This window comes from Gluconobacter cerinus (assembly GCF_025961355.1).
GTDB lineage: Bacteria > Pseudomonadota > Alphaproteobacteria > Acetobacterales > Acetobacteraceae > Gluconobacter > Gluconobacter cerinus.
This window is the reverse complement of sequence record NZ_JAOQNM010000001.1, coordinates 381,073-404,490: the sequence shown is the minus strand read 5'-3', so window position 1 is coordinate 404,490 and position 23,418 is coordinate 381,073. Positions and strand designations below refer to the sequence as shown.

At 58.2% G+C, this 23,418-nt stretch carries 23 protein-coding genes; 11 read left to right on the top strand and 12 right to left on the bottom strand.

The window, feature by feature from the left end; all coding sequences use genetic code 11:
* Positions 1–3: 3 nt before the first annotated feature.
* Complete coding sequence (locus M2305_RS01850; RefSeq protein ID WP_046899858.1) at positions 4–306, bottom strand: hypothetical protein; 303 nt, start codon at positions 304–306, stop codon at positions 4–6.
* A 109-nt stretch (positions 307–415) separates the two neighbouring features.
* On the opposite strand from M2305_RS01850, the gene M2305_RS01845 reads away from it, so the two are divergent.
* From M2305_RS01845 to M2305_RS01825, 5 genes are all read left to right on the top strand, one after another.
* On the top strand, positions 416–1,141 hold the full coding sequence (locus tag M2305_RS01845; RefSeq protein ID WP_211511317.1) for a tetratricopeptide repeat protein: 726 nt from the start codon (positions 416–418) through the stop codon (positions 1,139–1,141).
* Positions 1,141–2,535 (top strand): PQQ-binding-like beta-propeller repeat protein, encoded by a 1,395-nt coding sequence (locus M2305_RS01840; protein ID WP_086634052.1) that lies wholly within the window; start codon positions 1,141–1,143, stop codon positions 2,533–2,535. Before M2305_RS01845 ends, M2305_RS01840 begins: the two co-directional genes overlap by 1 nt.
* 4 nt (positions 2,536–2,539) lie before the next feature.
* Positions 2,540–3,931 carry a ribosome biogenesis GTPase Der gene (der, locus tag M2305_RS01835; RefSeq protein WP_046899857.1) on the top strand — a complete coding sequence of 464 codons (1,392 nt, stop codon included), beginning with the start codon at positions 2,540–2,542 and terminating at the stop codon, positions 3,929–3,931.
* 184 nt (positions 3,932–4,115) lie between these two features.
* Positions 4,116–5,528 (top strand): sugar porter family MFS transporter, encoded by a 1,413-nt coding sequence (locus M2305_RS01830; protein WP_046899598.1) that lies wholly within the window; start codon positions 4,116–4,118, stop codon positions 5,526–5,528.
* A 6-nt stretch (positions 5,529–5,534) separates the two neighbouring features.
* Positions 5,535–6,923, top strand: a complete 1,389-nt coding sequence (locus M2305_RS01825) for an MFS transporter (RefSeq protein ID WP_264649916.1) — start codon at positions 5,535–5,537, stop codon at positions 6,921–6,923.
* Here the strand turns inward: M2305_RS01825 and M2305_RS01820 are convergent.
* Complete coding sequence (locus M2305_RS01820; protein WP_264648414.1) at positions 6,892–7,560, bottom strand: class I SAM-dependent methyltransferase; 669 nt, start codon at positions 7,558–7,560, stop codon at positions 6,892–6,894. The genes M2305_RS01825 and M2305_RS01820 overlap by 32 nt on opposite strands.
* 5 nt (positions 7,561–7,565) lie before the next feature.
* Positions 7,566–8,477, bottom strand: coding sequence for a 4-hydroxybenzoate octaprenyltransferase (gene ubiA / locus M2305_RS01815; protein ID WP_264648413.1), 912 nt, complete (start codon positions 8,475–8,477; stop codon positions 7,566–7,568).
* A 36-nt stretch (positions 8,478–8,513) separates the two neighbouring features.
* Here ubiA and M2305_RS01810 point away from each other — a divergent pair, with 36 nt between their 5' ends.
* The 3 genes from M2305_RS01810 (at position 8,514) to M2305_RS01800 (ending at position 11,466) form a co-directional block, all read left to right on the top strand.
* Positions 8,514–9,254 carry a 16S rRNA (uracil(1498)-N(3))-methyltransferase gene (locus M2305_RS01810; protein ID WP_264648412.1) on the top strand — a complete coding sequence of 247 codons (741 nt, stop codon included), beginning with the start codon at positions 8,514–8,516 and terminating at the stop codon, positions 9,252–9,254.
* Positions 9,255–9,329: 75 nt separating this feature from the next.
* Positions 9,330–10,706: a glutamate--cysteine ligase gene (locus M2305_RS01805; protein WP_264648411.1), complete on the top strand. Its 1,377-nt coding sequence runs from the start codon at positions 9,330–9,332 to the stop codon at positions 10,704–10,706.
* A 127-nt stretch (positions 10,707–10,833) separates the two neighbouring features.
* On the top strand, positions 10,834–11,466 hold the full coding sequence (locus M2305_RS01800; RefSeq protein ID WP_264648410.1) for a LolA family protein: 633 nt from the start codon (positions 10,834–10,836) through the stop codon (positions 11,464–11,466).
* A gap of 3 nt (positions 11,467–11,469) precedes the next feature.
* Here M2305_RS01800 and rsmI read toward each other — a convergent pair whose 3' ends face one another.
* Positions 11,470–12,303: a 16S rRNA (cytidine(1402)-2'-O)-methyltransferase gene (gene rsmI / locus M2305_RS01795; RefSeq protein ID WP_099211074.1), complete on the bottom strand. Its 834-nt coding sequence runs from the start codon at positions 12,301–12,303 to the stop codon at positions 11,470–11,472.
* A 149-nt stretch (positions 12,304–12,452) separates the two neighbouring features.
* On the opposite strand from rsmI, the gene M2305_RS01790 reads away from it, so the two are divergent.
* On the top strand, positions 12,453–13,733 hold the full coding sequence (locus M2305_RS01790; RefSeq protein WP_264648409.1) for a penicillin-binding protein activator: 1,281 nt from the start codon (positions 12,453–12,455) through the stop codon (positions 13,731–13,733).
* A gap of 115 nt (positions 13,734–13,848) precedes the next feature.
* Here M2305_RS01790 and M2305_RS01785 read toward each other — a convergent pair whose 3' ends face one another.
* The 7 genes from M2305_RS01785 to pdxH form a co-directional block, all read right to left on the bottom strand.
* Complete coding sequence (locus tag M2305_RS01785) at positions 13,849–14,232, bottom strand: hypothetical protein (protein WP_174694759.1); 384 nt, start codon at positions 14,230–14,232, stop codon at positions 13,849–13,851.
* A gap of 164 nt (positions 14,233–14,396) precedes the next feature.
* A complete protein-coding gene (locus M2305_RS01780; RefSeq protein ID WP_264648408.1) occupies positions 14,397–15,311 on the bottom strand; it encodes a lysophospholipid acyltransferase family protein in 915 nt (304 codons plus the stop codon).
* Positions 15,308–16,291 carry a tetraacyldisaccharide 4'-kinase gene (lpxK, locus tag M2305_RS01775; protein WP_264648407.1) on the bottom strand — a complete coding sequence of 328 codons (984 nt, stop codon included), beginning with the start codon at positions 16,289–16,291 and terminating at the stop codon, positions 15,308–15,310. Before lpxK ends, M2305_RS01780 begins: the two co-directional genes overlap by 4 nt.
* The gene (locus M2305_RS01770) at positions 16,288–18,153 is read right to left on the bottom strand and encodes a glycosyltransferase N-terminal domain-containing protein (RefSeq protein ID WP_264648406.1); all 1,866 of its coding nucleotides are present in this window, start codon (positions 18,151–18,153) and stop codon (positions 16,288–16,290) included. The genes lpxK and M2305_RS01770 overlap by 4 nt, the downstream gene beginning before the upstream one ends.
* Positions 18,154–18,206: 53 nt before the next feature.
* Positions 18,207–18,917, bottom strand: coding sequence for a polysaccharide lyase family 7 protein (locus M2305_RS01765; protein WP_264648405.1), 711 nt, complete (start codon positions 18,915–18,917; stop codon positions 18,207–18,209).
* Between the two features lie 75 nt (positions 18,918–18,992).
* A complete protein-coding gene (locus M2305_RS01760) occupies positions 18,993–19,877 on the bottom strand; it encodes a universal stress protein (protein ID WP_046899585.1) in 885 nt (294 codons plus the stop codon).
* A 42-nt stretch (positions 19,878–19,919) separates the two neighbouring features.
* Positions 19,920–20,522, bottom strand: coding sequence for a pyridoxamine 5'-phosphate oxidase (gene pdxH, locus M2305_RS01755; protein ID WP_264648404.1), 603 nt, complete (start codon positions 20,520–20,522; stop codon positions 19,920–19,922).
* A 291-nt stretch (positions 20,523–20,813) separates the two neighbouring features.
* On the opposite strand from pdxH, the gene fabI reads away from it, so the two are divergent.
* The gene (gene fabI / locus M2305_RS01750; protein ID WP_015074825.1) at positions 20,814–21,665 is read left to right on the top strand and encodes an enoyl-ACP reductase FabI; all 852 of its coding nucleotides are present in this window, start codon (positions 20,814–20,816) and stop codon (positions 21,663–21,665) included.
* A gap of 1 nt (position 21,666) precedes the next feature.
* Entirely contained in the window at positions 21,667–22,749 is a 1,083-nt protein-coding gene (gene aroC, locus M2305_RS01745; RefSeq protein WP_264648403.1) for a chorismate synthase, read from the top strand.
* 16 nt (positions 22,750–22,765) lie between these two features.
* Here aroC and M2305_RS01740 read toward each other — a convergent pair whose 3' ends face one another.
* Positions 22,766–23,197: an OsmC family protein gene (locus M2305_RS01740; protein WP_086634066.1), complete on the bottom strand. Its 432-nt coding sequence runs from the start codon at positions 23,195–23,197 to the stop codon at positions 22,766–22,768.
* Between the last annotated feature and the right edge of the window lie 221 nt (positions 23,198–23,418).

Here is a 23,418-nt window from a genome sequence, read left to right as displayed (position 1 = left end):
TTTTCACTGGCCCATCCGCACCTGATTCTGTTGTGGCGTTAGAGACGTTGGGCCTTCATAGGTCTGGCGCGCGACATTTGGCATCAGGTCCGGCCTGGCCCAGCAATCCGTGCCTTCAAAGCTGGTGGTGCAGTATGGCTGGGGCGGGGGTGGACCAACCGGGCGGGAGCAGAAGCTCTCGTCATCATACAGATAGGCCGTATTGCAATCTTTTCCGGTAATGGCAGAGGCAATCCGGTCCGGCGCGCAGCCGCACAGTGTGCAAAACATCAGAACCGGCGATAGAAGCAGAGCTGGTTTTTTCATGTTGGGCAGCATCATGCGGCAGGGGTTAAGGAAGCCCTAAATTGACGGCCGGTTTCTTTCGGTAACAGCTTCTCAAGCGAAGCGTTTGCCGCAAACGTGCGGCGCCTGTATGGTTCCGCCAGAACTTTACAAGACCGATCCAGCAGGGGACCAGGTGGCGGACGATTTCATCACAGAGGTGAACGAGGAAATTCGGCTTCAGCGCCTACGGGCAGCTGCGCGCCGATGGGGTGCTGTTGTGGCAGGTGTCGTCGTCGTGGGAGCGATTGGCGGCGGTGTCTGGGAGTGGCAGAATCACGCCCGGAAGCAGGCCCAGCAGGCTGCCTCAGCTCAGTATTTCAATACACTTGAGACGCTAGCTGATCCCAAGCACGACAAGACTGTCACGCAGAAAGCCGAGACAGTTTTTCAGGATCTGGCAGATCATGGACCTGTTGGCGTGCGGTCTTATGCAGCGCTGCGTCTGGCGGATCTGAAGATGCAGGATCATGATCTGGCATCTGCTTTGAAAGCCTGGAACAGCGTCGCGTCCGATTCTGTCGTTGAGCCTGCCTTGAAGGACATGGCCCGTTACATGGTTCTGAATGCTCAGACCAACACGGCGGACCCGAAGACGTTGCGTCCCGGCTATGAAGCGCTTGCGCAGAATGGTGGCGCTTGGTCAGCTTTGGCTCAGGAAGGTCTGGTTGCTCTGGATCTGCGTCCGGATGCGACGCCTGACCAGCAGAAAGAAGCCCGTCGCCTTCTGACGCAGATTGTTGGAAGTGTATCTGCACCTGAAGGGGCTCGTGCGCGTGCACAGGCTCTTCTCGAAACTTTTGGAGACGCTGGTTAATGCGCCGTCCTGACCGTTCTTCTGCGCCCATGAACCGCCGTTCGATGCTGCGTGTTGCCTGTTCTGGCGCCGCTCTGACTGCGATGGGTGGATGCAGCCTCTTCAACGATGATGAGAAGCCCACGCTGGCCGGCCATCGCGTTGACGTGCTCTCCACTGGGGCAGGTCTGACCGTTGATCCGGAAGATCATACGCCCATCACATTGTCTGCACCGCAGTCCGTGACGGAATGGCTACAGCCTGACCGTACGCCGGACCATGTTGCCGTCAATGCTGTCTGGAACGGTTCGGACATCAAGTGGAGCCGCTCTATCGGCGCCGAGGTGAACCCGACGAGCTTCCTGTCCATGGTGGCGATCATGCCGAACAGCCGCGGGGCCATTCAGTCCCCGCCGGTGATCGGGAATGGTCGGATTTTCACCACGGATGCACAGGGTGTGGTGAAGGCTTGGACGTGGCCGGGCATGAAGCAGCTCTGGTCCCATCAGCCAGCTCCTAAAAAGTCCCGCTCCACCAATATTGGCGGCGGCGTCGCACTCGATGGAGAGACCCTCTACATCGTGGATGGCGTTGCGCAGGCGTTGGCCGTTGATGCTGCCAGTGGCAAGATCAAGTGGGCGGTCGATCTCGGCACACCCGGGCGTTCTGCCCCCACGATTGCCGATGGTCTTGTCGTTTTCGGGACAATTGACGAGCGTCTTTACGCACTTGAGGCTGCCACGGGCCGACAGGTCTGGACATATCAGGCAACGGGTGCGGACACCGTCATCTTCGGGCAGGCTGCTCCTGCAATCGTAGATGGTGTGGTTCTGGCAGGCTTCGGCAGTGGCGACCTTGTTGCTCTGCGTGCTGCTTCAGGTGAAATGGTGTGGAGCGATAGCCTTGGCGGTGCCAACGGTATGGGCGCCATGCTCGATTTCTCCTGCATCCGCGGGGCTCCGGTCATCAAGGATGGCACGGCCTATGCCATTTCTATGTCCAGCGTTCTTGTGGCTGTGGATATGCGCTCCGGACGTCGCTTGTGGGAGCGTGAAGTCAGTGGCCAGACGCCCCTGACAATCTGCGGTGACTGGATGTTTGTCCTGTCCACCGATCAGCAGCTTGCTTGTCTGGACCGTCTGTCCGGCCACGTACGCTGGATTACCCAGCTTCGCCGCTTCCGCCGACAGGAAGTGCAGAAGGACGCCATCCAGTGGGTGGGGCCTTTGCTCGTAAACGGCAAGCTGGTCTGTTTCTCTACCCTGCCGCAGGAAGGCATGGTGATTGTTGATGCCGTAACCGGCAAAATTGAATCGACCCGTAAAACCACGGCTCCATGCCAGGTTCAGCCGATCGTCTGTGACGGTCTGGTTCTGACGCTGTCTCAGGATGCTGTTCTGCGGGCCTATGGCTGAACGAATGACCTCTGAGAATCTGCCCGTAGTTGTTATTGCCGGGCGCCCGAATGTCGGGAAATCCACTCTTTTCAACCGGCTTGTCGGGCGTCGTCAGGCGCTCGTCTCCGATCAGCCCGGTGTAACGCGTGACCGCAAGGAGGGCGAAGCCCACATGCGTGGTCGCCGCATCCGTGTGATTGACACGGCGGGCCTCGAAGAAGCTGCGCCGGACACGCTGTTCGGTCGTATGCGTGCGTCATCCGAATCTGCCGTCTCCATGGCAGATCTGGTGCTGTTCTGCATCGATGCTCGTGCGGGTATCACGCCAACTGACGCTCATTTTGCCAACTGGCTGCGTCGTCAGAACCGTCCGGTTCTGCTGATTGCCAATAAGGCAGAAGGGCAGGCTGGGACCAATTCCGCACTGGAGGCCTACTCGCTGGGTCTGGGCACGCCACTGGCGCTATCTGCCGAGCATGGTGAGGGCATCAGTGACCTCATGGGAGAGATCGTCGATCGTCTTCCCGGTGCTCCGAAGCAGGAGCGCCGTCGTCGTCGTGACGAGGAGCCGGAAGAGGGCGAAGAGCCTGAAGAACGTCCGGCTGGCCCGCTTCATTTGGCGATTGTTGGGCGCCCGAACGCGGGCAAATCCACGCTTCTGAACTGCCTTCTCGGTGAAGAGCGGATGATCACCGGCCCTGAAGCTGGTCTGACCCGCGATTCGATCTCCGTCGATCTGCATGACGAACATGGCCCGATCAAGCTTGTTGATACGGCAGGGATGCGTAAGCGTGCCCGCGTTGAGCAGCACCTTGAGCGCATGTCTGTTTCCGCCTCTATCGAAGCGCTGAAAATGGCAGAAGTCGTCGTGCTGACGATCGATGCCACACTGGGTGTGCACGAGCAGGATCTTCAAATTGCCCGTCTAATTGAGAAGGAAGGCCGCGCCTGCGTTCTGGCTCTCAATAAGTGGGACGCTGTTGAAGACCGCGTTGCTACACGTCAGGCCATTTCAGACCGGATCGAGACGTCCCTTGCTCAGGTTCGTGGCATCCCGGTCGTCACGTTCTCGGCGTTGACGGGGGCTGGCGTTAACCGTCTTCTTCCGGCTGTCCGGAAAGCGTACGAAGTCTGGAATTCACGTGTCACGACGGGTGAGCTGAACCGTTGGTTCGAAGCAATGCTGGACCGTCATCAGCCGCCTCTGGTTGATGGACGCCGCCTCAAGCTGCGTTATATGACGCAGGTAAAGGCTCGTCCGCCGACATTCATTCTTTTCGGTACCCGAGCAGAAATGCTGCCCGATGCGTACAAGCGCTATCTGGTGAACGGGCTGCGCGAGACATTTCATATGCCTGGTGTGCCCATTCGTATTCAGCTTCGCGGGACGACAAATCCTTACGCGGATAAGTAAGAGTTGTTTTTTGTTCCGTTATGCAATGAACGCATAGCGGAACAAAATCTTCTCACAGGACTGCAAAACTCCCCATTTTCGTATACCTAATCCTTCGTCAGCCTATGGCGGTGCATGGTGTTCGGCCCTAGAAGAGCCGCCAAGCCCTACATCAGGCCTGAGTTAGAGATGAGGATTACAGATTATGGTCGGGATTGCTGCGGTTCGCAGTGAAGGCTCTTCAGGAGAGCCTCAACGCAGCACGGCGCGCGCCACGGCATTGGGCATCATGGCAGCTCTCGCTGGTCTGATGTTCGGTCTCGATACCGGCGTTGTTGCTGGCGCCTTGCCCTTTATCGCTACAGATTTTCACGCGAGTGACGCCCTGCAGGGGTGGATCGTATCTTCGATGATGGCGGGGGCGGCATTCGGCTCTCTCGCTGCCGGTCGGATTTCCAGCCGCTATGGTCGGACAGGAGCCATGCTCGTGGCTGCGGTTTTGTTCCTCGTAGGAACGCTACTGTGCGCGCTGGCGCCTTCTGCTCTGGTGCTGATTGTCGGGCGCGTTTTCCTGGGGCTTGCTGTCGGTTTGGCGGCGTTTGCCGCTCCTCTCTATATCTCTGAAATCACAGTGGAATCTGCGCGTGGTTCCATGATTTCCTTCTATCAGCTCATGGTCACGCTCGGGATTTTCCTGGCCTTCGTGTCTGACAGTCTGCTGGCAACAGGTCAGCATTGGCGCTGGATGCTGGGGATCATGGCTGTTCCTGCCACCCTGTTTCTGGGCATTGTCTTGATCCTGCCACACAGCCCGCGCTGGCTGATGATGCAGGGACGCAAGGATCATGCGCGTCGCGTGCTTAATAGCCTTCGGTCTGATGAAGAAGTGGCAGAAGCCGAGCTCGCAGATATTCAGGCGCGTCTTCACAAAAGCAGCGACGCTGGCTTTGGCCTTTTCCGGAGCAATCCCAACTTTCGGCGCTCCGTCTATCTCGGAATGCTTCTGCAGGTCATGCAGCAGCTCACAGGTATCAACGCGCTCCTGTATTATGCGCCGCGGGTTTTTCAGGCCGCTCATTTCGGGGTCAACGCGTCCATCTGGGCCACGACACTCGTTGGTCTGACGAATATGATTCTGACGGGTGTTGCCATTGCCTGCGTGGACAAGTGGGGGCGCCGTCCTTTGCTTATTCTAAGCTGCGCAATCGCGGGCTTTGCGCTTCTGGGCGTAGGTGCGTTGCTGGCCGTGGGCGCGTCGAGCTTTGAGGCACAGATTGCACTGTGTGGATTTGTTCTGTTGTTCGTCGCCGGATTCGCAATCGGAGAGGGGCCGCTGGTCTGGACACTGTGTTCCGAAGTTCAGCCAACGCGCGGACGTGATTTTGGAATTGGCTGCTCAACGGTTACGAACTGGGCTGCAAACTGGGCCATTTCCAAGACTTTCCCCATGATCATGGTGGCTATGGGGGCAGCATCAACATTCATTATGTTTGCAGCGTTCAATGGACTTTTTGTTCTCGTCACCCTCATGATGGTTCCGGAAACGAAAGGTGTTTCCCTGGAGACACTTGAGGCCAATCTGTTTTCGGGCAAGAAACTTAGAAATCTGGGACGTTAAATCGTGATGAAAGCCAAGGCGGCGGACGAGAGTGATCTCGGCGTCGACCCTCAACGGCACGCTGGGCTCTACGGAGCCCAGCGTGCCAAAGCAATGTCAGCCGTTCTTCTTGGGCTGCTTCTCTCCGTTCTGGATTACGCCATAGCAAACGTGGCGCTTCCCTCCATCGCCCACGATCTGAACGCCCCGTCGTCTCGGGCGATCTGGGTGGTGAACGCTTATCAGCTCGCCAATCTGTCCTGTCTGCTTCCACTCGCGTCTTTTGGCTCCCGAGTAGGCTTTGCTCGCATGAGCCAGATTGGGATTTTTCTATTCCTTATTACGTCCGTTGGCTGTGCCCTGTCCCAGAACCTGCTGGAACTGACATTGGCGCGCGCCCTTCAAGGTGTGGGTGGCGCCTGCATCATGAGCGTGAATATCGCGCTTGTACGCTTCATTTATCCTCATGCGGAGCTTGGTAAGGGCATTGCTCTGAACGGTCTGTTTGTTGGGATTGGCGTCGCTCTCGGCCCGACAATTGGGTCGATCGTCCTTTCGGTCGCGACGTGGCCCTGGATTTTCTGGATCAATCTCCCACTCGCACTTGCCGCTCTCGTCATGGCCCATTTCGCCCTGCCACAGACACCGCGCAGCGAGACGCAGGCAGACATTCCGGGTTCCCTTCTGACCGTAGCGTCCTTCGCTTTGCTCGGCATTGGGCTGGACGGATTGATGCACGGCGATTTTCTACCAGGATCGTTGCTCACGGGAGCGGGCGTCATCTGCTGGTGGCTGCTTCTGCGGTACCAAAAGGGACGGCGTGAGCCGATTGTCCCGGTGGATCTGCTGGCGCGGCGGCCTTTTCTGTTGGCGTGTCTGGTCGGCTTTCTCGGTTTTGTAGCCTCCAACCTCTACATCGTCGCCATGCCGTTCACCTTGGCATCGGCTTTTCATCGTGGAGATTCCACGATTGGCTTGCTGATTGCGCCTTGGGCTGTTGGCGTCGCGGTGATGTCTTTTGTTGTTGGAAAGATTGCTGACCGCTTTCCCGCTTCAGTTCTCTCCTCGCTCGGACTGCTCCTGACAGCATTCGGCTTTATGTTGCTCTGGTTGTTGCCCCTGGACGCAAGCAACGCTGCTATCGCGTGGCGGACGCTTCTGGCGGGATGTGGGTTCGGGCTTTTCCAGCCACCCAACAATCGGGCTATCATGGTCTCTGCGCCGGCTGGGCGGGAAGGTGGGGCGAGTGGCATGCTGTCCGTCGCTCGACTGGGTGGCCAGACGACGGGTGCGCTGCTCGTTGCAGCTCTTTTCACGATCTTCCCACATCCAGCCTTCATCTGCCTTGGAGGCGCGATGATTGCCGCGCTAACGGGATCTGCCCTCAGTCTTGGGCGGAAATACCTCGCAGACTAAAGAGCGTCGTCGTTCGCTGATCGGTACTTTCCAGCTCCTGAGTGGTCTGGACGTTCTGTTGAATCAGAATGTCCAGATCCAGCTTTGGGGCATAATGGCGCCCCGGATCACAGAGCCAGACTTCGCAGTGCCGGGCACATTCCAGCAGCCAAGGCATGATGCGTGCAGCCATCGCCTCGTTGTAACAGACATCTCCGATCACCAGCAGATCACAGTCCGGTTTCGATCCGACAAGATCGCCCGGACAAAGCACTACTGTCACGGCATTGAGCGTGGCGTTAAGGGCCGTTGCTTCGAGAGCCATAGGGTCAATATCATTGGCCTCTGCGATAGACGCACCCGCTTTTACGGCGGCAATGGCGGCTAATCCGCATCCACACGCCACGTCCAGAACTCTCTTGCCTTCGACGCGCTGAGGATTATCCAGAATATATCGCGCAATAAGTTGGCTGCCTGGCCACGCAAATGCCCAGAACGGGGGCTCAATACCGTGCGCTTCAAGGAAGGCTTCGCTGGCCTGCCAGATGGGGGTGATGTCTGTTGCCAGATGCAGGGGAATTTCGGGAACAAGGCTGGCGGTCTCGACCGCCGTATTCTCGCGGATAAATGCCGCGCGGTCCTGCAGTCTGACTGACATGATGTTCAAAGTCTTCCGCAGATAAAGGCCAGAGCCAGAAGGAAACCGATTGGAACGTTCTGCTTGAATTGTCGCAGGCAGTTTGGCGCATCGTATGGGTTCAGCGTGCGAGCCTGCTGGAGAAGGAGTCCCCCTGAGATCAGGAAGAACAGCCAGAACCCCAGATGCAGATGGGCATGAATGGCGACGAGTCCCAGCGCCAGAAGCATCAGGCTGTAGCAGGTGGCAATAAAGGGCTGAGCGCGCTTTTCCATCAGGCGAGACGTGGAGCGAACACCGATCCGGGCATCATCTTCCATGTCCTGGAAGCCATAGATGGTATCGAAGCCAAGCTGCCAAAGGATGACAGCGCCATACAGCAGCGCGCCATTTCCATCCAGGCCGCCTCCTGCTGCGGCATAGCCCATAGGTGCACCAAAACCGAACGTGAAGCCCATAACGAGTTGTGGCCACCACGTCACACGCTTTGCCGCGGGGTAAAGCGCTACAAGCAGTAAAGCAAAGGGCGCCAAAAGCCAGCATGTGCGCGGCAGACACACCAGAACGCCCAGACCACACAGAAGTAAAAAGGCCAGCAGCTTAAGGCCCTGCTTCAGGGAGAGCGCACCGCTGGCAAGCGGACGGCCCGCGGTTCGAGCAACTTTGGCATCAATATCGCGGTCCCAGATGTCATTCACCACACATCCGGCAGAGCGCATAACGAGTGAGCCGAACGCGAACAGCGCTGTGTAGACAATGCGGAGTCCGAGTGGCGCATCAGGTGCAAGGAACAATCCCCAAACCCCAGGGAGAAACAGCAGCCATGTCCCAACCGGGCGATCCAGTCGGGCCAAAAGTGCGTAGGACCGCCATGGTTCAGGCAGGCGGCCGGTCCAGCCTGTCAGGCTGATATCGGTATGGGGGCGGGTTTCACTCATCAAAGCACGTGATGAGGGGCAGATGCGCTTCCGTCAATGGCTGTTGCGCGCTATCGGAAAAGGATGAGCCGATCTGATCCCCGTCTTTATCTTGAAGTGCCGGATGTTCCCTTCACGGAAGGGCTGGAACTTCCTCTTCCCGCCAGTCAGGCCCACTATCTTGGCAATGTCATGCGGCAGAGCACTGGAAATCCGGTACGTGTCTTCAATGCGCGAGATGGAGAGTGGAACGCCATCATCCAGACCTTGCGAAAAGACAAGGGAACAGTGCGGCTGGGAACGCGAGAGCGCGCACCTCAGGTCACAGATGGTGTGGAACTCCTGTTTGCGCCCCTGAAGCGTGACGCGACAGAACTCGTTATCCGGATGGGGACAGAACTCGGGGTGACGTGTTTTCGGCCCGTCGTAACAGAGCGCACAAACACGCATCGCCTGAACCTCGACCGTCTTGCGCTGATTGCCAGTGAAGCCGCTGAACAATGCGAGCGGCTGGATATTCCTGAAATCCTGCCGCTGGAGCCCCTGAAATCCGTTCTTGCGGAATGGCCGGAAGACAAGCCGTTGTTTGCGGCTCTTGAGCGACGTCCCGGGGCAGATGGTCCTTTGGTCGCGTCTGCTCTTCTCATTGGGCCTGAAGGTGGCTTTTCCGATGCCGAGGTAGCGCTGCTTCAGAAGCATCCTGCTGTTCATGCGCTGACACTAGGGCCGCTGGTACTGCGCGCCGAGACGGCTGTCTGCGCCGGACTGGCGCGACTTGCACTGCGTCGTGGCGCCTGAGGGTGACAGGACAGTCTGAGGTGCTACAAGTTCAATCAATATCGAACAACGATCGCAAATCGAGGCAAAACCGCCATGTCCAATCCCGGCACGTCTAATAGCGCAACGATCGAGAATCGGGCGCAGCTCGTCGAGGTTCTGGAACGGGGCTCCAAGCCGCGGTCCGAATGGAAGATCGGAACCGAACACGAGAAGTTCGGCTTTGTACTGCCGGGGCAGGACGATGGGCGTACACCGTTGTCAGCGCCTCCTTATGAACCCAAAGGTATTGGTGCGCTGCTGCGGAAACTGGAGGGGCCGGACTGGGCTCCGATCCACGACGGTGAGGCGCTGATCGGTCTGGCAGGGCAGAACAGCCAGAAAGGGCGGTCCATTTCTCTGGAGCCCGCTGGACAGTTCGAGCTTTCTGGTGCGCCGGTTGTCTCTTTGCAGGAAACGCAGAGCGAGATGCAGGAGCATTTCGATCTGATCCGCGGTCCTGCTGCTGAACTCGGATTGGGCTTTCTGCCATTTGGTTTCCAGCCGCTCTGGGCGCGCGACGAAATGCCGTGGATGCCCAAGAGTCGGTACGCCATCATGCGCAGTTATATGCCCAAGGTTGGCAAGCTGGGCCTGGATATGATGACGCGCACCTGTACTGTGCAGGTCAATCTCGACTTCGGTGATGAAGCTGATATGGCCCGCAAGATGCGTGTATCGCTGGCGCTTCAGCCATTGGCTACGGCTCTGTTTGCGAATTCGCCTTTTGTGGAAGGCAAAGCAAACGGCTTCCTTTCCAATCGCGCCCGTATCTGGACTGATACCGATAATCAGCGTTCAGGGCAGCCATCTCTGTTCTTCGCAGAAGATTTCAGCTTCGAGAAATACGTGGACTGGGCGCTGGATGTGCCGATGTATTTTGTCGCTCGGGACGGGAAAAACATTGATGCCAGCGGCTGCTCCTTCCGGCGTTGGCTGGAAGGCAGTGCGCAGCCTGCTCTGGACGGTCTGACGCCGACTATTGGTGATTTTGAGGATCACCTCACGACTGTTTTCCCTGACGTGCGCCTCAAGCAGTTCCTTGAGATGCGTGGCGCGGACGCCGGTCGTCCGGAGATGATGGTTGCCCAGTCTGCGCTTTGGGTTGGCCTGTTCTACGATGCTGCAACGTTGGAAGCAGCTGAAAAGCTGGTATTGGAACAGCCTTGGGAGGTTTATCAGCAACTCCGTGCGGATGTTCCTACCAAGGGCATGCAGGCTGACTTCCCCGGTGGCCTGAAAGCGCTGGCAAAGCGCGTTGTGGCTCTCGCGGAGCAGGGACTTCGTGCCCGTGTTCGCAACGAAGCACAGTTCCTGGACCCGCTGCATCTGATTGCAGATGGTGGCCCCAACCAGGCTGAGTACTGGCTTGCCCTGTATGAAGGTGCATGGGGCGGAAATGTGAAGCCGCTGTTCCGCGAAGCATCGATCTGACGTCAAACGTATTGGAGTAGGGCGTTAAGCCCTGCTGCGATCAGTTTCCGGTTTGTGCAGGAACACGTTATGGAATGCAGGTGCGAAGCTTTTTGCAACCCGTGACCTGATCGGCAGTTCCAGAGGCATGATGAACCGTCTTTTCTTCCGCGCGGCTGTGGCCAGCGCTTTCATATCCCTAGCAGCCCTTCCGCTGCCTGCCATGGCTCAGGCCGTTCCCGCACAACTCCGTCCTGTGGATCAGGGCTGGGTTGCGCGCGTTCAGGATACGCTGGCGCAGATCATAACGCTTCAGGCGCGGTTTCAACAAATTGCGCCAGATGGGAAAGCTGTTGCCGGGACAGCGACGCTTGATCGTCCGGGACGGATGCGCTTCGACTATGACAGTCCCAGCCCGCTTCTCCTTGTCGCCAATGATGGCAAGGTCGTTTTTCAGGATCGGAGCGTCGGACAGGTAACGGTTATGCCGCTGGACCGTACTCCCCTCGGTTTGCTGCTACGGCCTGATCTGAAGCTCTCGGGCGATGTCACGGTAACAGGATTTGAGCGTAAGAACGGTCAGATCAACCTTCAGGTCGAAAAAACAGAAAGCCCGGGTGAGGGAAATCTGACCCTCATGTTCTCCGAAGCACCACTTGCTCTTCTGGGGTGGGAAGTCGTGGATGCTCAGGGCCGAACAACGCGCATCGCACTGTCGGACATCAGGACGGGCGGGAGCGTATCCCAATCTCTGTTCACGCTCCCGAAGTCTGAGGACTGACGTTCAGTCCTTTGTTTCGCGGGAAAGCTCCAGTGCGCGGGCATAAACCGTGCGCTTGGGCAGTTTGATAATTCCCGCCACGAGAGTGGCCGCATCTTTCACCGAATGACTGGTCAGCGCTTCCCTGAGATGCGTATCCAGATCATCTGCTCCGCTATCGTCCTCTGCTGAGGGGCCGATCAGGAGTGTAATCTCACCCCGCGGTGCAGTTTCCTGGAAATGGGCGAGCACTTCCGCCAACGTTCCCCGCACCATCTCTTCGAAGCGTTTTGTCAGTTCTCTGCCAACCGCTGCCTCGCGGTCGGGGCCGAAGACGGTGATCAGATCTTCCAGTGTCTCGACGAGGCGGTGCGGCCCCTCATACCAGATCAGAGTGGAGCGAACGCCAGCCTGTTCTGCGGCCCGAAGCGTCGCGAAGCCTGTCTTGCGGGCTTCACTTCGTGGCGCGGGAAAGCCGAGAAACATGAAGGGAAGAGGGGGTAGGCCTGAAAGGGTCAGAGCCGTGATGACAGCGTTTGGACCCGGAATGGCCGTAACATGAACGCCAGCCGCGATCGCTGCCCGGACGAGCCGATAGCCCGGGTCCGAGACAAGGGGAGTACCTGCGTCTGACACCACGGCAAAGCTGGCACCAGCCACCATTTTTTCCACAAAGAACGGTGCGCGATCCTGTTCGTTATGATCGTGAAGCGTTCGTGTGGGAGTGGAGATGTTGCGCGACATCAATAATTTTGCCGTAACGCGTGTATCTTCGCATAAAATAGCTTCAACACTGTTCAAGGCTTCAATCGCGCGCTCGCTGATATCGGCCAGGTTGCCGATCGGCGTCGCAACCAATATCAGTTGTCCCCCCACTCTCGGGCCATGCTCCGAAGGCGGGGCGGCCGTTAACGTTTCAGCCGTATCGCTCAAGGGAGTTTCAGCGGAACATGACTTTTCGGACATCTGCATCCTCGGTGACGAACTCAAGGGTCTATTCTGGACCGATGAGCCGTCTGCGCAAGGGTGTAAGCACTGGGCTGGCCGCAGGAACCTTCCTGACGCTGGCCGCCTGCTCCGGCGGAAACTCCTCTTTGACATCTGGCGTGGGTGGAATTCCCGGCTCTGGCCAGGCTCCTGGCGCGCATGACGTTGGCCTTATTCTTCCCCTGACGGGACGCTACGGTGCCATCGGTGCGCGAATGCGTGATGCAGCCAAGCTGGCCCTGTCTTCACAAGGCTCGCCTGTGCTGGACGTTCATGACAGCAACGCTGCTGGTGGCGCAGCTCAGGCTGCCCATGACGCTCTGACGCGTGGCGACGCCATGCTCCTTGGGCCGCTAACGGCTACAGAAACTGCGGCTCTCGCGCCACTGGCTGTTGAAGCAGGCAAGCCCGTGCTGGCGTTTACAAGCGATTCCACGCAGGCTCGTCCTGGTGTCTGGGTGATGGGCCTGACACCGGAGCAGCAGGTTCGCCGGATGGTGGATGCTGCACGCGCAACGGGCCGTAAGAGTTTTGCAGCTTTTTTGCCTGATAGCGCGCTGGGGCATGCGATGGCGGAAGGACTACAGCGAGCCTGCCGGGATGACGGCCTGAAAGATCCGCAGATCGTTTTTCATTCCATGGATGTCCAAACCATCGACGATGGCCTGAAATCCCTTTCAGATATTGCCAATCGCCAGCCGCCGACACCTGTGGTTTCGACGCCGACCGGTCCATCGGCTGTTGATCCTACCGCCGATTCGCCTGCCGACTCGACAACGCCTGCGCAGCCCCCAGCAACTCCAGTTGCTGCGCCAGTGGTGCCGCCCCCTCCGTTTGACGCTCTTCTGCTGGCAGATACCGGTGTGGAGCTAGGGCGCATCATCACTGCGCTACATGCTGACCAAGTGACGTCAGACCAGGTGCAGATCATGGGACCAGCACTCTGGAAGGCGTTCGACGGCAAGCTCAGTGCCCTGCATGGTGCCTGGTATGCTGCGCCCGATGCCAAGGATCGCAATGGGTACGTTGCCCAATACAAAGCGGTTTATCATCAGGCGCCATCACCTGTGGCGGATTTCGCCTATGATGCAGCCGCTCTTGCCGGCAACCTGATGAAGCAGGGAGGCCCGACTGTTCAGGCGTTGACCCGTCCGGACGGCTATATGGGTGTGGATGGCCTGTTCCGCCTGCGCGCTGACGGTCATGTCACTCGCGCGCTGGCTATTTTCCAGATTCAGCGTGGCGGTGGTGCCCGCATCGTTGTTCCAGCATCACGGGATATTGCGGTCCGTCCAAGCTAAGAAAATACTGCTGGTTCAGAAACAGAAACACGCGTCCATGGCGATTGGCGCGTGTTTTTTTATGGCTTTTCTTGAAAGCCAACTGGCGTGTCAGGGGGGAGCCTGACCGCGCAGATCAGGCTGCGTAGGTCTCGGCCAGCGGCAGAACCGGGCGAATAGTGTGAAGAGCCAGTTCGAAGCTGGCGTAGCTGCCCAGTTCATGATTGCGCAGATGATCGATCAGGACCCAACGCATCCCCTGCGGGCGGAGCATGTAGGCTGGATCCGGGTTCTCACGGACCCAGACCAGAACATGCTCAATGGGCGTTGTTCCATCGAAATTCGTGACCCCGGAATCCGTCGGTGTGATTTCTGCATCGAAGAGACCCATCCGCATTCCGGCTTCCAGCCACCGCGACAGATATTCGCGATGACGAGGGAGAACACCCTGCCTCAACGTCACGACATTACCGCCCATCGAAACGGGTGAAAGATCGTATAGGGGAGTTGCCTGCGCCATCAGGAAAGTCCTCATCAGAGCGGGGCGGGGGAGCCCGTGGATTGCGATAAGGTCAGGCTAAAATCCAAACGGCCCCTTTCACAATCTAAAATGACGCCAAAACCCCTTTCCGCGACATAAACTTTCCCCACTGTGACAAATCTGCCATGCAAAAATTGCATGGCTCAACATGTTGTTGTCATATTCCGATACAGCGCCTTGTCCCATCTCCGGTGAAGCCAGAGCCATGAGCCGGGTTCCTGCTCTATCCACTCCTGAAGGCGATCATTGAGTTGCTGTGTCAGCTTCAGGACATCTGCCTGACGATTCTCGGTAGGCTGTGGATCAATGGGGGGATCCACAACGAGTACCAGTCTGGCAGGCCCTTCGCGGCGCACATGTCCGGTTACAATCAAGGCTTTATGCCGCAGAGCAAACACGGCGGTTGCAGAGGCTGTCATGGCGGGACGACCGAAAAGACTGGCCTCGATGCCATCATTCATTTTCTGATCGCCAAGCACGCCTAAATGCCCGCCGTGAGACAGGTGCTTCAGCGCAGAGCGAGCTCCACGGGCTCCTTTGGGGAACATTGGAACATCCATGCGCATGGCTCGGCGGCGGAGGGCGTGGATGATGGAATCTACAATCGGATTGCTGGCTGCCCGATAGAAGGATGCAAAGGGCATCCCGAATCGCGCGACGACCGGGGGCATGAGTTCCCAGTTGCCAATATGGCCGGAAAAGAAAATGACCGGGCGCCCTGTTGCGCGTGCGGCTTCCAGATATTCCGATCCTTCAACACGCCATCCTGGGCCGGTCGGCGTGTTCTGTTTCAATCGGCCCACATGCGGAAACTCCGCCACGGTGCGTCCCAGGTTTTCCCAGCAGTCTTTGACGATACCGCGCCGCTCTTCCTTGGTCAGCTGTGGCATGGCCAGTTGCAGGTTTCGGTCGGCCACTCTGGAGACGGGAATAATAGGTCCGATATGGCGCGCGACGGAGCCACCCAGTGTGGACGCGGCCGCAGGGGGGAGAATGCGCAGCCAGCCCAGCAGGACGCGCACAAGCAGGGCTTCCGCCCGATGTGGAATTGAAGTCATGAGTGAGGGAACAGAAGATCCAGAATATGGTCCGGCGCTTTTGGGTCCGCCCAAAGAAGCTCAACGTTGATGACGGTGACCTGCGCCCGGAAAGCGGGAGGAAGTTTGACCGCATCCTTGGCTGTGGTCACGAGCGTGGTTCCGGATTCCCGACGCAGCGTTTCAAGGCGCTGGATGTCATTGGCCGAGTAGGCATGATGATCCGGAAAGGGAAGGCAGCGAACAGGGGAGACACCTGCGTCCTGCAGCATGGTGAAAAATTTATCGGGGCGGCCAATTCCCGCGAAAGCGACAACTCTCCGGCCTTGCAGACCGCGGATTTCAGGGCCGGGAACCAGTCTGGCCTGAGCTTTGAAGAGAAATGGGGGAAGGGTGAGCAGCAGGCCGTGGCGGTCTTCTCCGATGATGACCACACACTGCGCACGCTTCAGAGCATCCAGCACCGGTTCACGCAGAGGACCGGCGGGCATGACCTGCCCGTTGCCAAACCCCACGACGCCATCCACGACCAGCACCGAGAGGTCCTTGTGAAGTCCTGGGTTCTGGAAACCATCATCCATCACAAGACAATCAGCGCCTTGGCCAACCGCCAGTCTCGCGGTCTGGGCACGGTCTGCTCCGACCCATGTTGGCGCGGCTTTTGCCAGAAGAAGAGGCTCATCGCCGACATCGCGGGCGCTCGAACGCCCCGGATTGACCTCCAGCGGCCCTTTCTCTCTGCCACCATGACCGCGGCTGAGAATATGGGGAGAATGTCCACGATCTTTCAGTCTTTGGACCAGATCCAGTGTCAGGGGTGTTTTTCCCGTGCCTCCAGCAGTCACGTTGCCGCAACATAGTACCGGGACTATGGCTCGATAGCCTTCCCGGGTCATGCGGCGACGGGTCAGACGGGTCGCGACTCCTGCCAAAGGGCGCAGCATGAAGGCCGCAGGGCCTACCCTCGGGACGGACCAGAATCGCGGAGCCCGTAGTCTCATCGTTCAAGTGTCTCCAGAATGCGGGGGCTTAGTCTGGACACCACGGAGCGCTGAAGCACTGCGGGTGAAGGCGTAACATGAGGTCCAGTGATCCACTGGCTCAGACTATCGATATCCTTAACGATGTGAAGATAATCGTGCAGCAGGCTAACCGCTTCCCGCCAGTTTTCCATAAGAGGGCCGGTTGCCGTTGGAACGCCCAGGCGAAGTGGCTCGAAAGGATTGTGGCCACCGCCTTTTCCCGCGAGAGAGTTGCCGAGGAAGCAGCAATTCGCGAGTCTGTAGAACAGGCCCAGTTCCCCTAATGTGTCGGCAATCCAGCCATGTGTCTTGTTGTTCGGCTCATGCCCAACGGATCGTCGGGGCAGATCGAAGCGCGAAGCCAGTTCCTCGCCACGTTTTGGATGCCGAGGAATAAGGATGGTCAGAAGGTCGGGTTGTTTTTCTCTGGCAAGTGCTGCTGCTGCCAGCACCAGTTCTTCTTCACCGGGATGTGTCGAAGCCGCGACGAAAACCGGACGATTTCCAATCACGGCCTGAAGTCGCTCCAATTCCGCGAAGTCGCATGACAGAGGAGGAGCGTCCTGTTTGAGGTCTCCATCTTCATAAACGGCTTGTGTGCCTAGGGAGCGGAAGTGTGCCGCATCTTCCGGGCCTCGGGCTGCAGCCCAGGAAAGGCGGGAAAACATGCGTCCAGTCAGGCTGGCGGCTTTTTTCCACCGGCGAGCCGAGCGATCCGAGAGGCGACCGTTGACCAGCATGACGGGAATAGCCTTGCGGTAGCAGGCTGCAATAATACCGGGCCAGAGTTCACTTTCTACAAAGACAGCACCGTCCGGCTGCCAACGCTTGAGAAATCGGCCAAACCAGCGCGGCACATCGTGAGGAATAAAACGATGAGAGACACGGCGCCCGAATTCTGGATGGCGGCTGACAATTTCTGCGCCCGTCACCGTGGCGGTTGTAAACAGGACATGTAGATCCGGGCGCTTCTTCAGAAGATCATCAAGCAATGGTCGCGCACACAGGGTTTCCCCCACGCTGGCAGCATGTATCCAGAGAAGTGTGCCTTTTGGGCGATGACCGCCCCCTAGACCCATTCTTTCACGAAGACGGTCTGGCAGCTCCCGTCCTCGCTTCAGACGTACCCGCAGCATGATCGTCAGAGCAGGAGCCAGAAGGCTGCCAACGCCCCCCCACAACCGATCCATGACGGAAAGATTTTGATTGCGGACGTTAGCTTCCGCCTGCTTCGCAACGGCATTGAGTGCAACACGGAGCGTCTCGGTATCCGGTTCAATAAGCGGTTCACCGACCACGACAGACCCGCGCCCAAAGGGAAGTGGAAATGTAAGGCCGTCCCACGAGGGCAGGCGAATGCTGTTACAGGCCATACCCAGCGGAATAATGGGGCGTCTGGAAATCCGCGATAGCACGAGAATGCCCGGCTGAACCTCCTCTGCCGGGCCGCGCGGTCCATCTGGAGTAATGGCGACAAAAGCACCCTGCTTCAGCTCCCGGAGAGCGACTCTCAGTGCCGCCGCGCCGCCTTTGTCCTTCCCTTTGCGGGACGTGGAGCCATGAATGCCAATGATTTCCCACGGACGAATAGCGTCCGCGATAAGGCGTCCATCCGCGTTGCGGGAAATCAGAACCCGCAGCTTCACCCGTGGTTCGATCGCCCGGGCCCAGAACCAGAGCGCTGGAGCCAGTGTCAGGGAACGGTGCCAGAGGGCAAGAACTGTTCCGTGATCAGCTTGCGTCAGAAGTGCTCTTGCCTGTTTGGTGCCTCCGACATTCCAGTGGGTGGAGCGCAGACAGGCACCTAACCAGACATGGATCATGCGAGCGGGCGATATCATGAGCAGTCGGGTAGCATGGTCAGATGGCGCTCGCAAAACTTTGTGACAGACTGTCAGGCTGCTTCGTGATGAACCTGAAGGCCGGTGAAGGTTACCCGGGCCATATCGGAGTGAGTTGGCGCGTGCCAACCCTGTTCGCCAGCCACAGCTTCGAACCATACACCCTGTGCTATCGCGGCAGAGGGCAACGAGAAGTGATTTTCTGTTCCGTTGACGATGATGCGCATCAGACCATTCAGAGACGTATGAATTTCGTAGCGAATGGTCTGATGCGGATAGACCGTGCCGACCACAACGCTCTGCTTGGATGTGCCATTATCCACAAGTGCAAAGACCCGGTCGCCCTGAACACTTAGCTCTGCGACTGGGTGTTGTGTGCTTGCCAAGCGGCCAATGACCACTTTTCCATTTCGCGGAAGCTGATCAATGTGTAGGGCCGCCGTCATGTCAGAATTCGTTTGCTGAAAATACCATGCGGTATTTTCTCGCAAAAGCGTCTCCGGAGCGACCTTTCCACGAATGACTGGCTGGAGGCCGTCAGTCGTGAGTGTCAGGGCACCTGTCTGCTGATCACGGGAATAAAAAGCTGTGTTGTAGCCAGAGCCGAGTGTCGTGGACGGAACAAGATGCAGGCCCAGACGCTTGGCAGGCTCCTGAAGTGTAAAAGCCGAAATATCCGGCGCTTGCGGGACATCCATGGCATGCACCGGCATGGCGATCAAAGCACTCAGGCAAAAAGCTGGGCCAGCAAGTCGGGAGATCATAATGTGTCCTTCCGGGGTTCTGGTTGTGACGTCAGATGACTGTTTCAACGCAGAACTCCCGAAAAGGACGCATGATTAGCGGCTCATGAGAACCGTGAGTTTCATGTTCTCAAGAATATGACGGGTCACGCCCCCCAGAATCATCTGGCGAAGACGGGAGTGGGAGTAGGCCCCCATGCTCAGCATATCGGCACCAAAATCTTCAGCCCCCTTCAACAGGCCGGCACCGACATCCTTATTGATGGGGTCGCAGGCGCGTGTCGTAGCGGAAATGCCATGCAGACGCAGATAACGGACAACATCGTCGCCCGTAGGGCCGCGACGCTGATATTCCTGGCATGTCAAAACCTGAACGCCTTCCGCGGTATGCGCCCATGGCAGGATGCAGCGGAGTGCAAGCGAAGACTCGGGCGTTCCGTTCCAGGCAATGGCAATGCGGCTGCCTACCGTTTTGGGAGCAATTGGCGGAGCAATGACCAGAGGACGCCCACTGTCAAAAAGAATGGCATGCAGTGTTTCTGATGCGCGTGGGTCAGTGGCTGAAATGAGATTGGGCACGAGCGTCATGTCTGCCAGACGTGAGCGCCATGTCAGAGCATCATGTTCCGTGCCGTCCAGCACTTCGAGGCTGGCACTGACACCACCGCCAATCGACATGCCGATCTTGGAGGCTTCGACGCGGCGAAGTCCGTTATTATGCACGAAGCTGTCGAAGCTGTGTCGGATCCTGATGGCGCGGCGGTGAGCTTCCGTGGCCGCCGCATCAATCATTTCCGTCACCATTCCGGCAGAAATGCCTTCGCCAGCGAGTGTGGCAACTTCGGTCGGGTCTGATCCGACCACGACAGCAGACAGGTGTGCATCAAAACGACGGGCAAAATCCAGGGCCACCGACATGACTGAATCCAGATCGTCGGCCCCGGTGAGGGGGAGAAGGATGTTCTTGATTTCGATAAGCATAACGTAAGGCTCCCCACCTTGGGAAAAGGGTGTTCTCTATCTTTACGGATAAAGACGCGTGACGTTCCATTCAGATCCATCACGAGTCCATAATGCTCGGTCATGGAGGCGGAAAGGCCGGTCCTGCCAGAACTCTATGGCGTCTGGAGCAACGCGGAAACCTGTCCAGTTGTTCGGGCGCGGAATAGGGCCATTGCCATATTTTTCTTCTGCGGCCTTCAGGCGCTCTTCAAAGGTACTGCGCTCATCCAGAGGGCGTGACTGGTCAGATGCAATAGCCCCTAGGCGGGACATGGGCGACCGGCTGGCGAAATAAGCATCTGCTTCTTCGTCACTGACCTGCGTAACCGGTCCTTCGATCCGGATCTGCCGACGCAGGGACTTCCAGTGGAACAGCAAGGCGACATGCGGATTGGCCAGCAGGTCGCCACCTTTGCGGCTCTCCACGTTGGTATAGAAGACAAATCCGCCCTCGTCCGCGCCCTTGAGCAACAGCATGCGAACGGAAGGGCGGCCATCTGGCGTGGATGTTGCAACGGCCATGGCGTTCGGATCATTGGGCTCAGACGCTTCCGCGTCTGACATCCAGGCTGCAAACAGGGCAAATGGATCAGAAGTCAGATCGATGAGGGGCAGAGAGGGCATGGAAGTCTCCTGAAGCAGCGGGGACAGCCCGAAAGGGCGATGTGAGAACCATAGCGGCTCTGTCCGGGTCCCGGAACAGACCCTGTCAGGTTCCGGTTCCGAATTATGGCGTCAGAGGCATTATATAGAGGAAGCAGGAGCAGTCGCCTTGACCTGCCTCATGGGCCTGAAATCCACACTACGGCTGGAAACTGCCGTCCAAGAGGCATTGAGTGTCGTGTTACTCTTGTTTGCTGGCATCTCTTGTGCGACCACGGCGCTAACACGCCAACGCGATTCAGGAAACCTTCAATGTCTGAAACAGAAGACAACATCCCGGCTCCCGTGACCGGCACCCTCATGAAGGGTAAGCGCGGTGTTATCATGGGTGTCGCCAACAAGCATTCCATCGCTTGGGCTATCGCGAGCGCCTGTGCTGCACAGGGCGCGGAACTTGCTTTCACCTACCAGGGTGAAGCTCTTGGCAAGCGCGTGCGTCCCCTCGCAGAAAGCGTTGGCTCTGATCTGGTTCTGCCGTGTGATGTCAGCGATGATGCAGCAATCGATGCGACGTTCGATGAAATCGAAAAGGTGTGGGGCAAGATCGACTTCGTGCTTCACGCCATCGCTTTTGCTGACAAGCAGTACCTGCGCGGCCGTTACATCGACACGCCGCGTGATGCGTTCCTGCAGGCCATGGACATTTCCTGCTATTCCTTCGTGTCCGTTGCCCGTCGTGCATCTGCCATGATGAATGCTGGCGGTTCGTTCCTGAGCATGACCTATCTCGGTGCCGAGCGCGTCATGCCACATTACAACGTCATGGGTGTTGCCAAGGCGGCTCTAGAAGCCTCCGTGCGTTACATGGCCGCTGATCTCGGCCGTGACGATATCCGCGTGAACGGCATCTCCGCAGGCCCGATCATGACGCTGGCCGCCAACGGCATCAGCGACTTCCGCTACATCCTGCGCTGGAACCAGCTCAACGCCCCGATGGAGCGTAACGTGACGCTGAAGGACGTTGGCGGTTCAGGCATGTACCTGCTCTCCGACCTCTCCAGCGGCGTGACGGGCGAAATCCATCATGTGGATTGCGGCTACCATACGGTTGGCATGAAGAACCCGGCAGCTCCGGACATCGCAGCTGTCAGCTCCGGGGACTGACATGTCAGACAACAGCTTCGGGCAACTCTTTCGCGTTACCACCTGGGGTGAAAGCCACGGACCAGCCATTGGCTGCGTCGTAGATGGCTGTCCACCCCGCCTGAAGCTGTCCGAAGCGGACATCCAGCCTTGGCTTGATCGCCGTCGGCCCGGGCAGTCCCGCTTCACGACCCAGCGTCGGGAACCGGATCAGGTCCGGATCCTGTCGGGGGTGTTTGAAGGCCAGACGACAGGCACGCCCATCTCGCTCATGATCGAAAACACCGACCAGCGGTCGAAAGACTATGGTGAGATTGCCCAGAGCTACCGTCCGGGTCATGCGGACATTGCCTACGATCTGAAATATGGCATCCGTGATTACCGTGGCGGTGGTCGCTCGTCCGCGCGTGAAACAGCCATGCGTGTCGCGGCTGGTGCTGTGGCCCGTGTGCTTCTGAAAACTCTGGTCGGGGAAGGCGTGAAGATTCGCGCGGCCCTGACAGGGATTGGCGGTCAGACCATTGATCCAACCCGCTGGGACTGGGACGAAGTGGAGCGCAACCCGCTCTGGTGTCCGGACGCTGCGAGCGTCGGTCCTTGGGAAGAGCTGCTCGACTCCATTCGCAAGGATGGCTCATCCATCGGGGCGACTGTTGAGGTTGTTGCGGAAGGCCTGCCGCCGGGTCTTGGCGCGCCAGTCTATGGGAAGCTCGATGCTGATCTCGCTGGTGCTTTGATGGGCATCAATGGCGTGAAGGGCGTTGAGATCGGCGATGGTTTTGCCGTCGCGGCTCTTCGCGGTGAGCAAAATGCTGATCCGATCGCACCAGGGCCGCAGTTCGCATCGAACCATGCCGGTGGCATCCTGGGAGGCATCTCCACGGGGCAACCGATCGTGGCCCGCTTCGCCATCAAGCCAACCAGTTCGATCCTGACCCCAGTGCCCAGCATTAATAGTGCAGGGGATCCGGTGGAGGTTCGCACCAAGGGACGACACGATCCGTGCATCGGTATCCGTGCCGTGCCCGTGGCGGAAGCCATGATGGCTTGCGTTCTGGCAGACCATCTGCTGCGTAATCATGCCCAGTGTGGCTGGGACAACTAATCCCAGCCTTTAAATTTTAGCTGGCAAGCTTGGCGTCCAAGGTGATCTCTGTATTGAGAACCTTGGACATCGGACAGCCGATCTTAGCCTTGTTGGCAGCATCCAAGAAGTCGGCCTCAGTTGCGTTCGGAACCACGCCACGAAGCGTCAGATGGGCCTTCGTAACGGCAAAGCCATCACCAACCTTATCCAGGGAAATTGTCGACTCCGTATCGAGGGAGTCGGCTGTAAAGCCAGCATCACCAAGGATCAGAGATAGCGCCATTGTGAAGCAGCTGGCGTGGGCCGCGCCGAGCAGTTCTTCCGGGTTGGTGCCGGGCTTGTCTTCGAATCGCGTGTTGAAACCATAAGGCTGGTCCTGAAGGGCGCCGCTCTGCGTTGAGATGGTTCCCTTGCCTTCCTTGATGGTACCGCTCCAGTGGGCCGAAGCTTTCTTGTTGATGGTCATGAGACGCTCTCCGCGTGTTGGGGGATGTTGTCTCCAACGTGACCAGACAGGAAACGTTGCCGTGAAAAAACCGTGTGGTGTGGTTGTGATGCCACTCAGGAAAAGCCCCCTTGGGGATGAATGGGAACCTATGGCGGTTTTCTGCGATTGCCCCAATATATAGGGGTGTGGATCGTTTATGCCCCTAGATATGGATGACTCCAAATTCACAGCTCTTTCCA

Excerpts from the sequence above, each read along its gene's own strand:
- M2305_RS01850 (WP_046899858.1), bottom strand. The coding sequence starts at position 306 with ATGAAAAAACCAGCTCTGCTTCTATCGCCGGTTCTGATGTTTTGCACA.
- M2305_RS01845 (WP_211511317.1), top strand. The coding sequence starts at position 416 with ATGGTTCCGCCAGAACTTTACAAGACCGATCCAGCAGGGGACCAGGTG.
- M2305_RS01840 (WP_086634052.1), top strand. The coding sequence starts at position 1,141 with ATGCGCCGTCCTGACCGTTCTTCTGCGCCCATGAACCGCCGTTCGATG.
- der (WP_046899857.1), top strand. The coding sequence starts at position 2,540 with ATGACCTCTGAGAATCTGCCCGTAGTTGTTATTGCCGGGCGCCCGAAT.
- M2305_RS01830 (WP_046899598.1), top strand. The coding sequence starts at position 4,116 with ATGGTCGGGATTGCTGCGGTTCGCAGTGAAGGCTCTTCAGGAGAGCCT.
- M2305_RS01825 (WP_264649916.1), top strand. The coding sequence starts at position 5,535 with ATGAAAGCCAAGGCGGCGGACGAGAGTGATCTCGGCGTCGACCCTCAA.
- M2305_RS01820 (WP_264648414.1), bottom strand. The coding sequence starts at position 7,560 with ATGTCAGTCAGACTGCAGGACCGCGCGGCATTTATCCGCGAGAATACG.
- ubiA (WP_264648413.1), bottom strand. The coding sequence starts at position 8,477 with ATGAGTGAAACCCGCCCCCATACCGATATCAGCCTGACAGGCTGGACC.
- M2305_RS01810 (WP_264648412.1), top strand. The coding sequence starts at position 8,514 with ATGGCTGTTGCGCGCTATCGGAAAAGGATGAGCCGATCTGATCCCCGT.
- M2305_RS01805 (WP_264648411.1), top strand. The coding sequence starts at position 9,330 with ATGTCCAATCCCGGCACGTCTAATAGCGCAACGATCGAGAATCGGGCG.
- M2305_RS01800 (WP_264648410.1), top strand. The coding sequence starts at position 10,834 with ATGATGAACCGTCTTTTCTTCCGCGCGGCTGTGGCCAGCGCTTTCATA.
- M2305_RS01790 (WP_264648409.1), top strand. The coding sequence starts at position 12,453 with ATGAGCCGTCTGCGCAAGGGTGTAAGCACTGGGCTGGCCGCAGGAACC.
- M2305_RS01785 (WP_174694759.1), bottom strand. The coding sequence starts at position 14,232 with ATGGCGCAGGCAACTCCCCTATACGATCTTTCACCCGTTTCGATGGGC.
- M2305_RS01780 (WP_264648408.1), bottom strand. The coding sequence starts at position 15,311 with ATGACTTCAATTCCACATCGGGCGGAAGCCCTGCTTGTGCGCGTCCTG.
- lpxK (WP_264648407.1), bottom strand. The coding sequence starts at position 16,291 with ATGAGACTACGGGCTCCGCGATTCTGGTCCGTCCCGAGGGTAGGCCCT.
- M2305_RS01770 (WP_264648406.1), bottom strand. The coding sequence starts at position 18,153 with ATGATATCGCCCGCTCGCATGATCCATGTCTGGTTAGGTGCCTGTCTG.
- M2305_RS01765 (WP_264648405.1), bottom strand. The coding sequence starts at position 18,917 with ATGATCTCCCGACTTGCTGGCCCAGCTTTTTGCCTGAGTGCTTTGATC.
- M2305_RS01760 (WP_046899585.1), bottom strand. The coding sequence starts at position 19,877 with ATGCTTATCGAAATCAAGAACATCCTTCTCCCCCTCACCGGGGCCGAC.
- pdxH (WP_264648404.1), bottom strand. The coding sequence starts at position 20,522 with ATGCCCTCTCTGCCCCTCATCGATCTGACTTCTGATCCATTTGCCCTG.
- fabI (WP_015074825.1), top strand. The coding sequence starts at position 20,814 with ATGTCTGAAACAGAAGACAACATCCCGGCTCCCGTGACCGGCACCCTC.
- aroC (WP_264648403.1), top strand. The coding sequence starts at position 21,667 with ATGTCAGACAACAGCTTCGGGCAACTCTTTCGCGTTACCACCTGGGGT.
- M2305_RS01740 (WP_086634066.1), bottom strand. The coding sequence starts at position 23,197 with ATGACCATCAACAAGAAAGCTTCGGCCCACTGGAGCGGTACCATCAAG.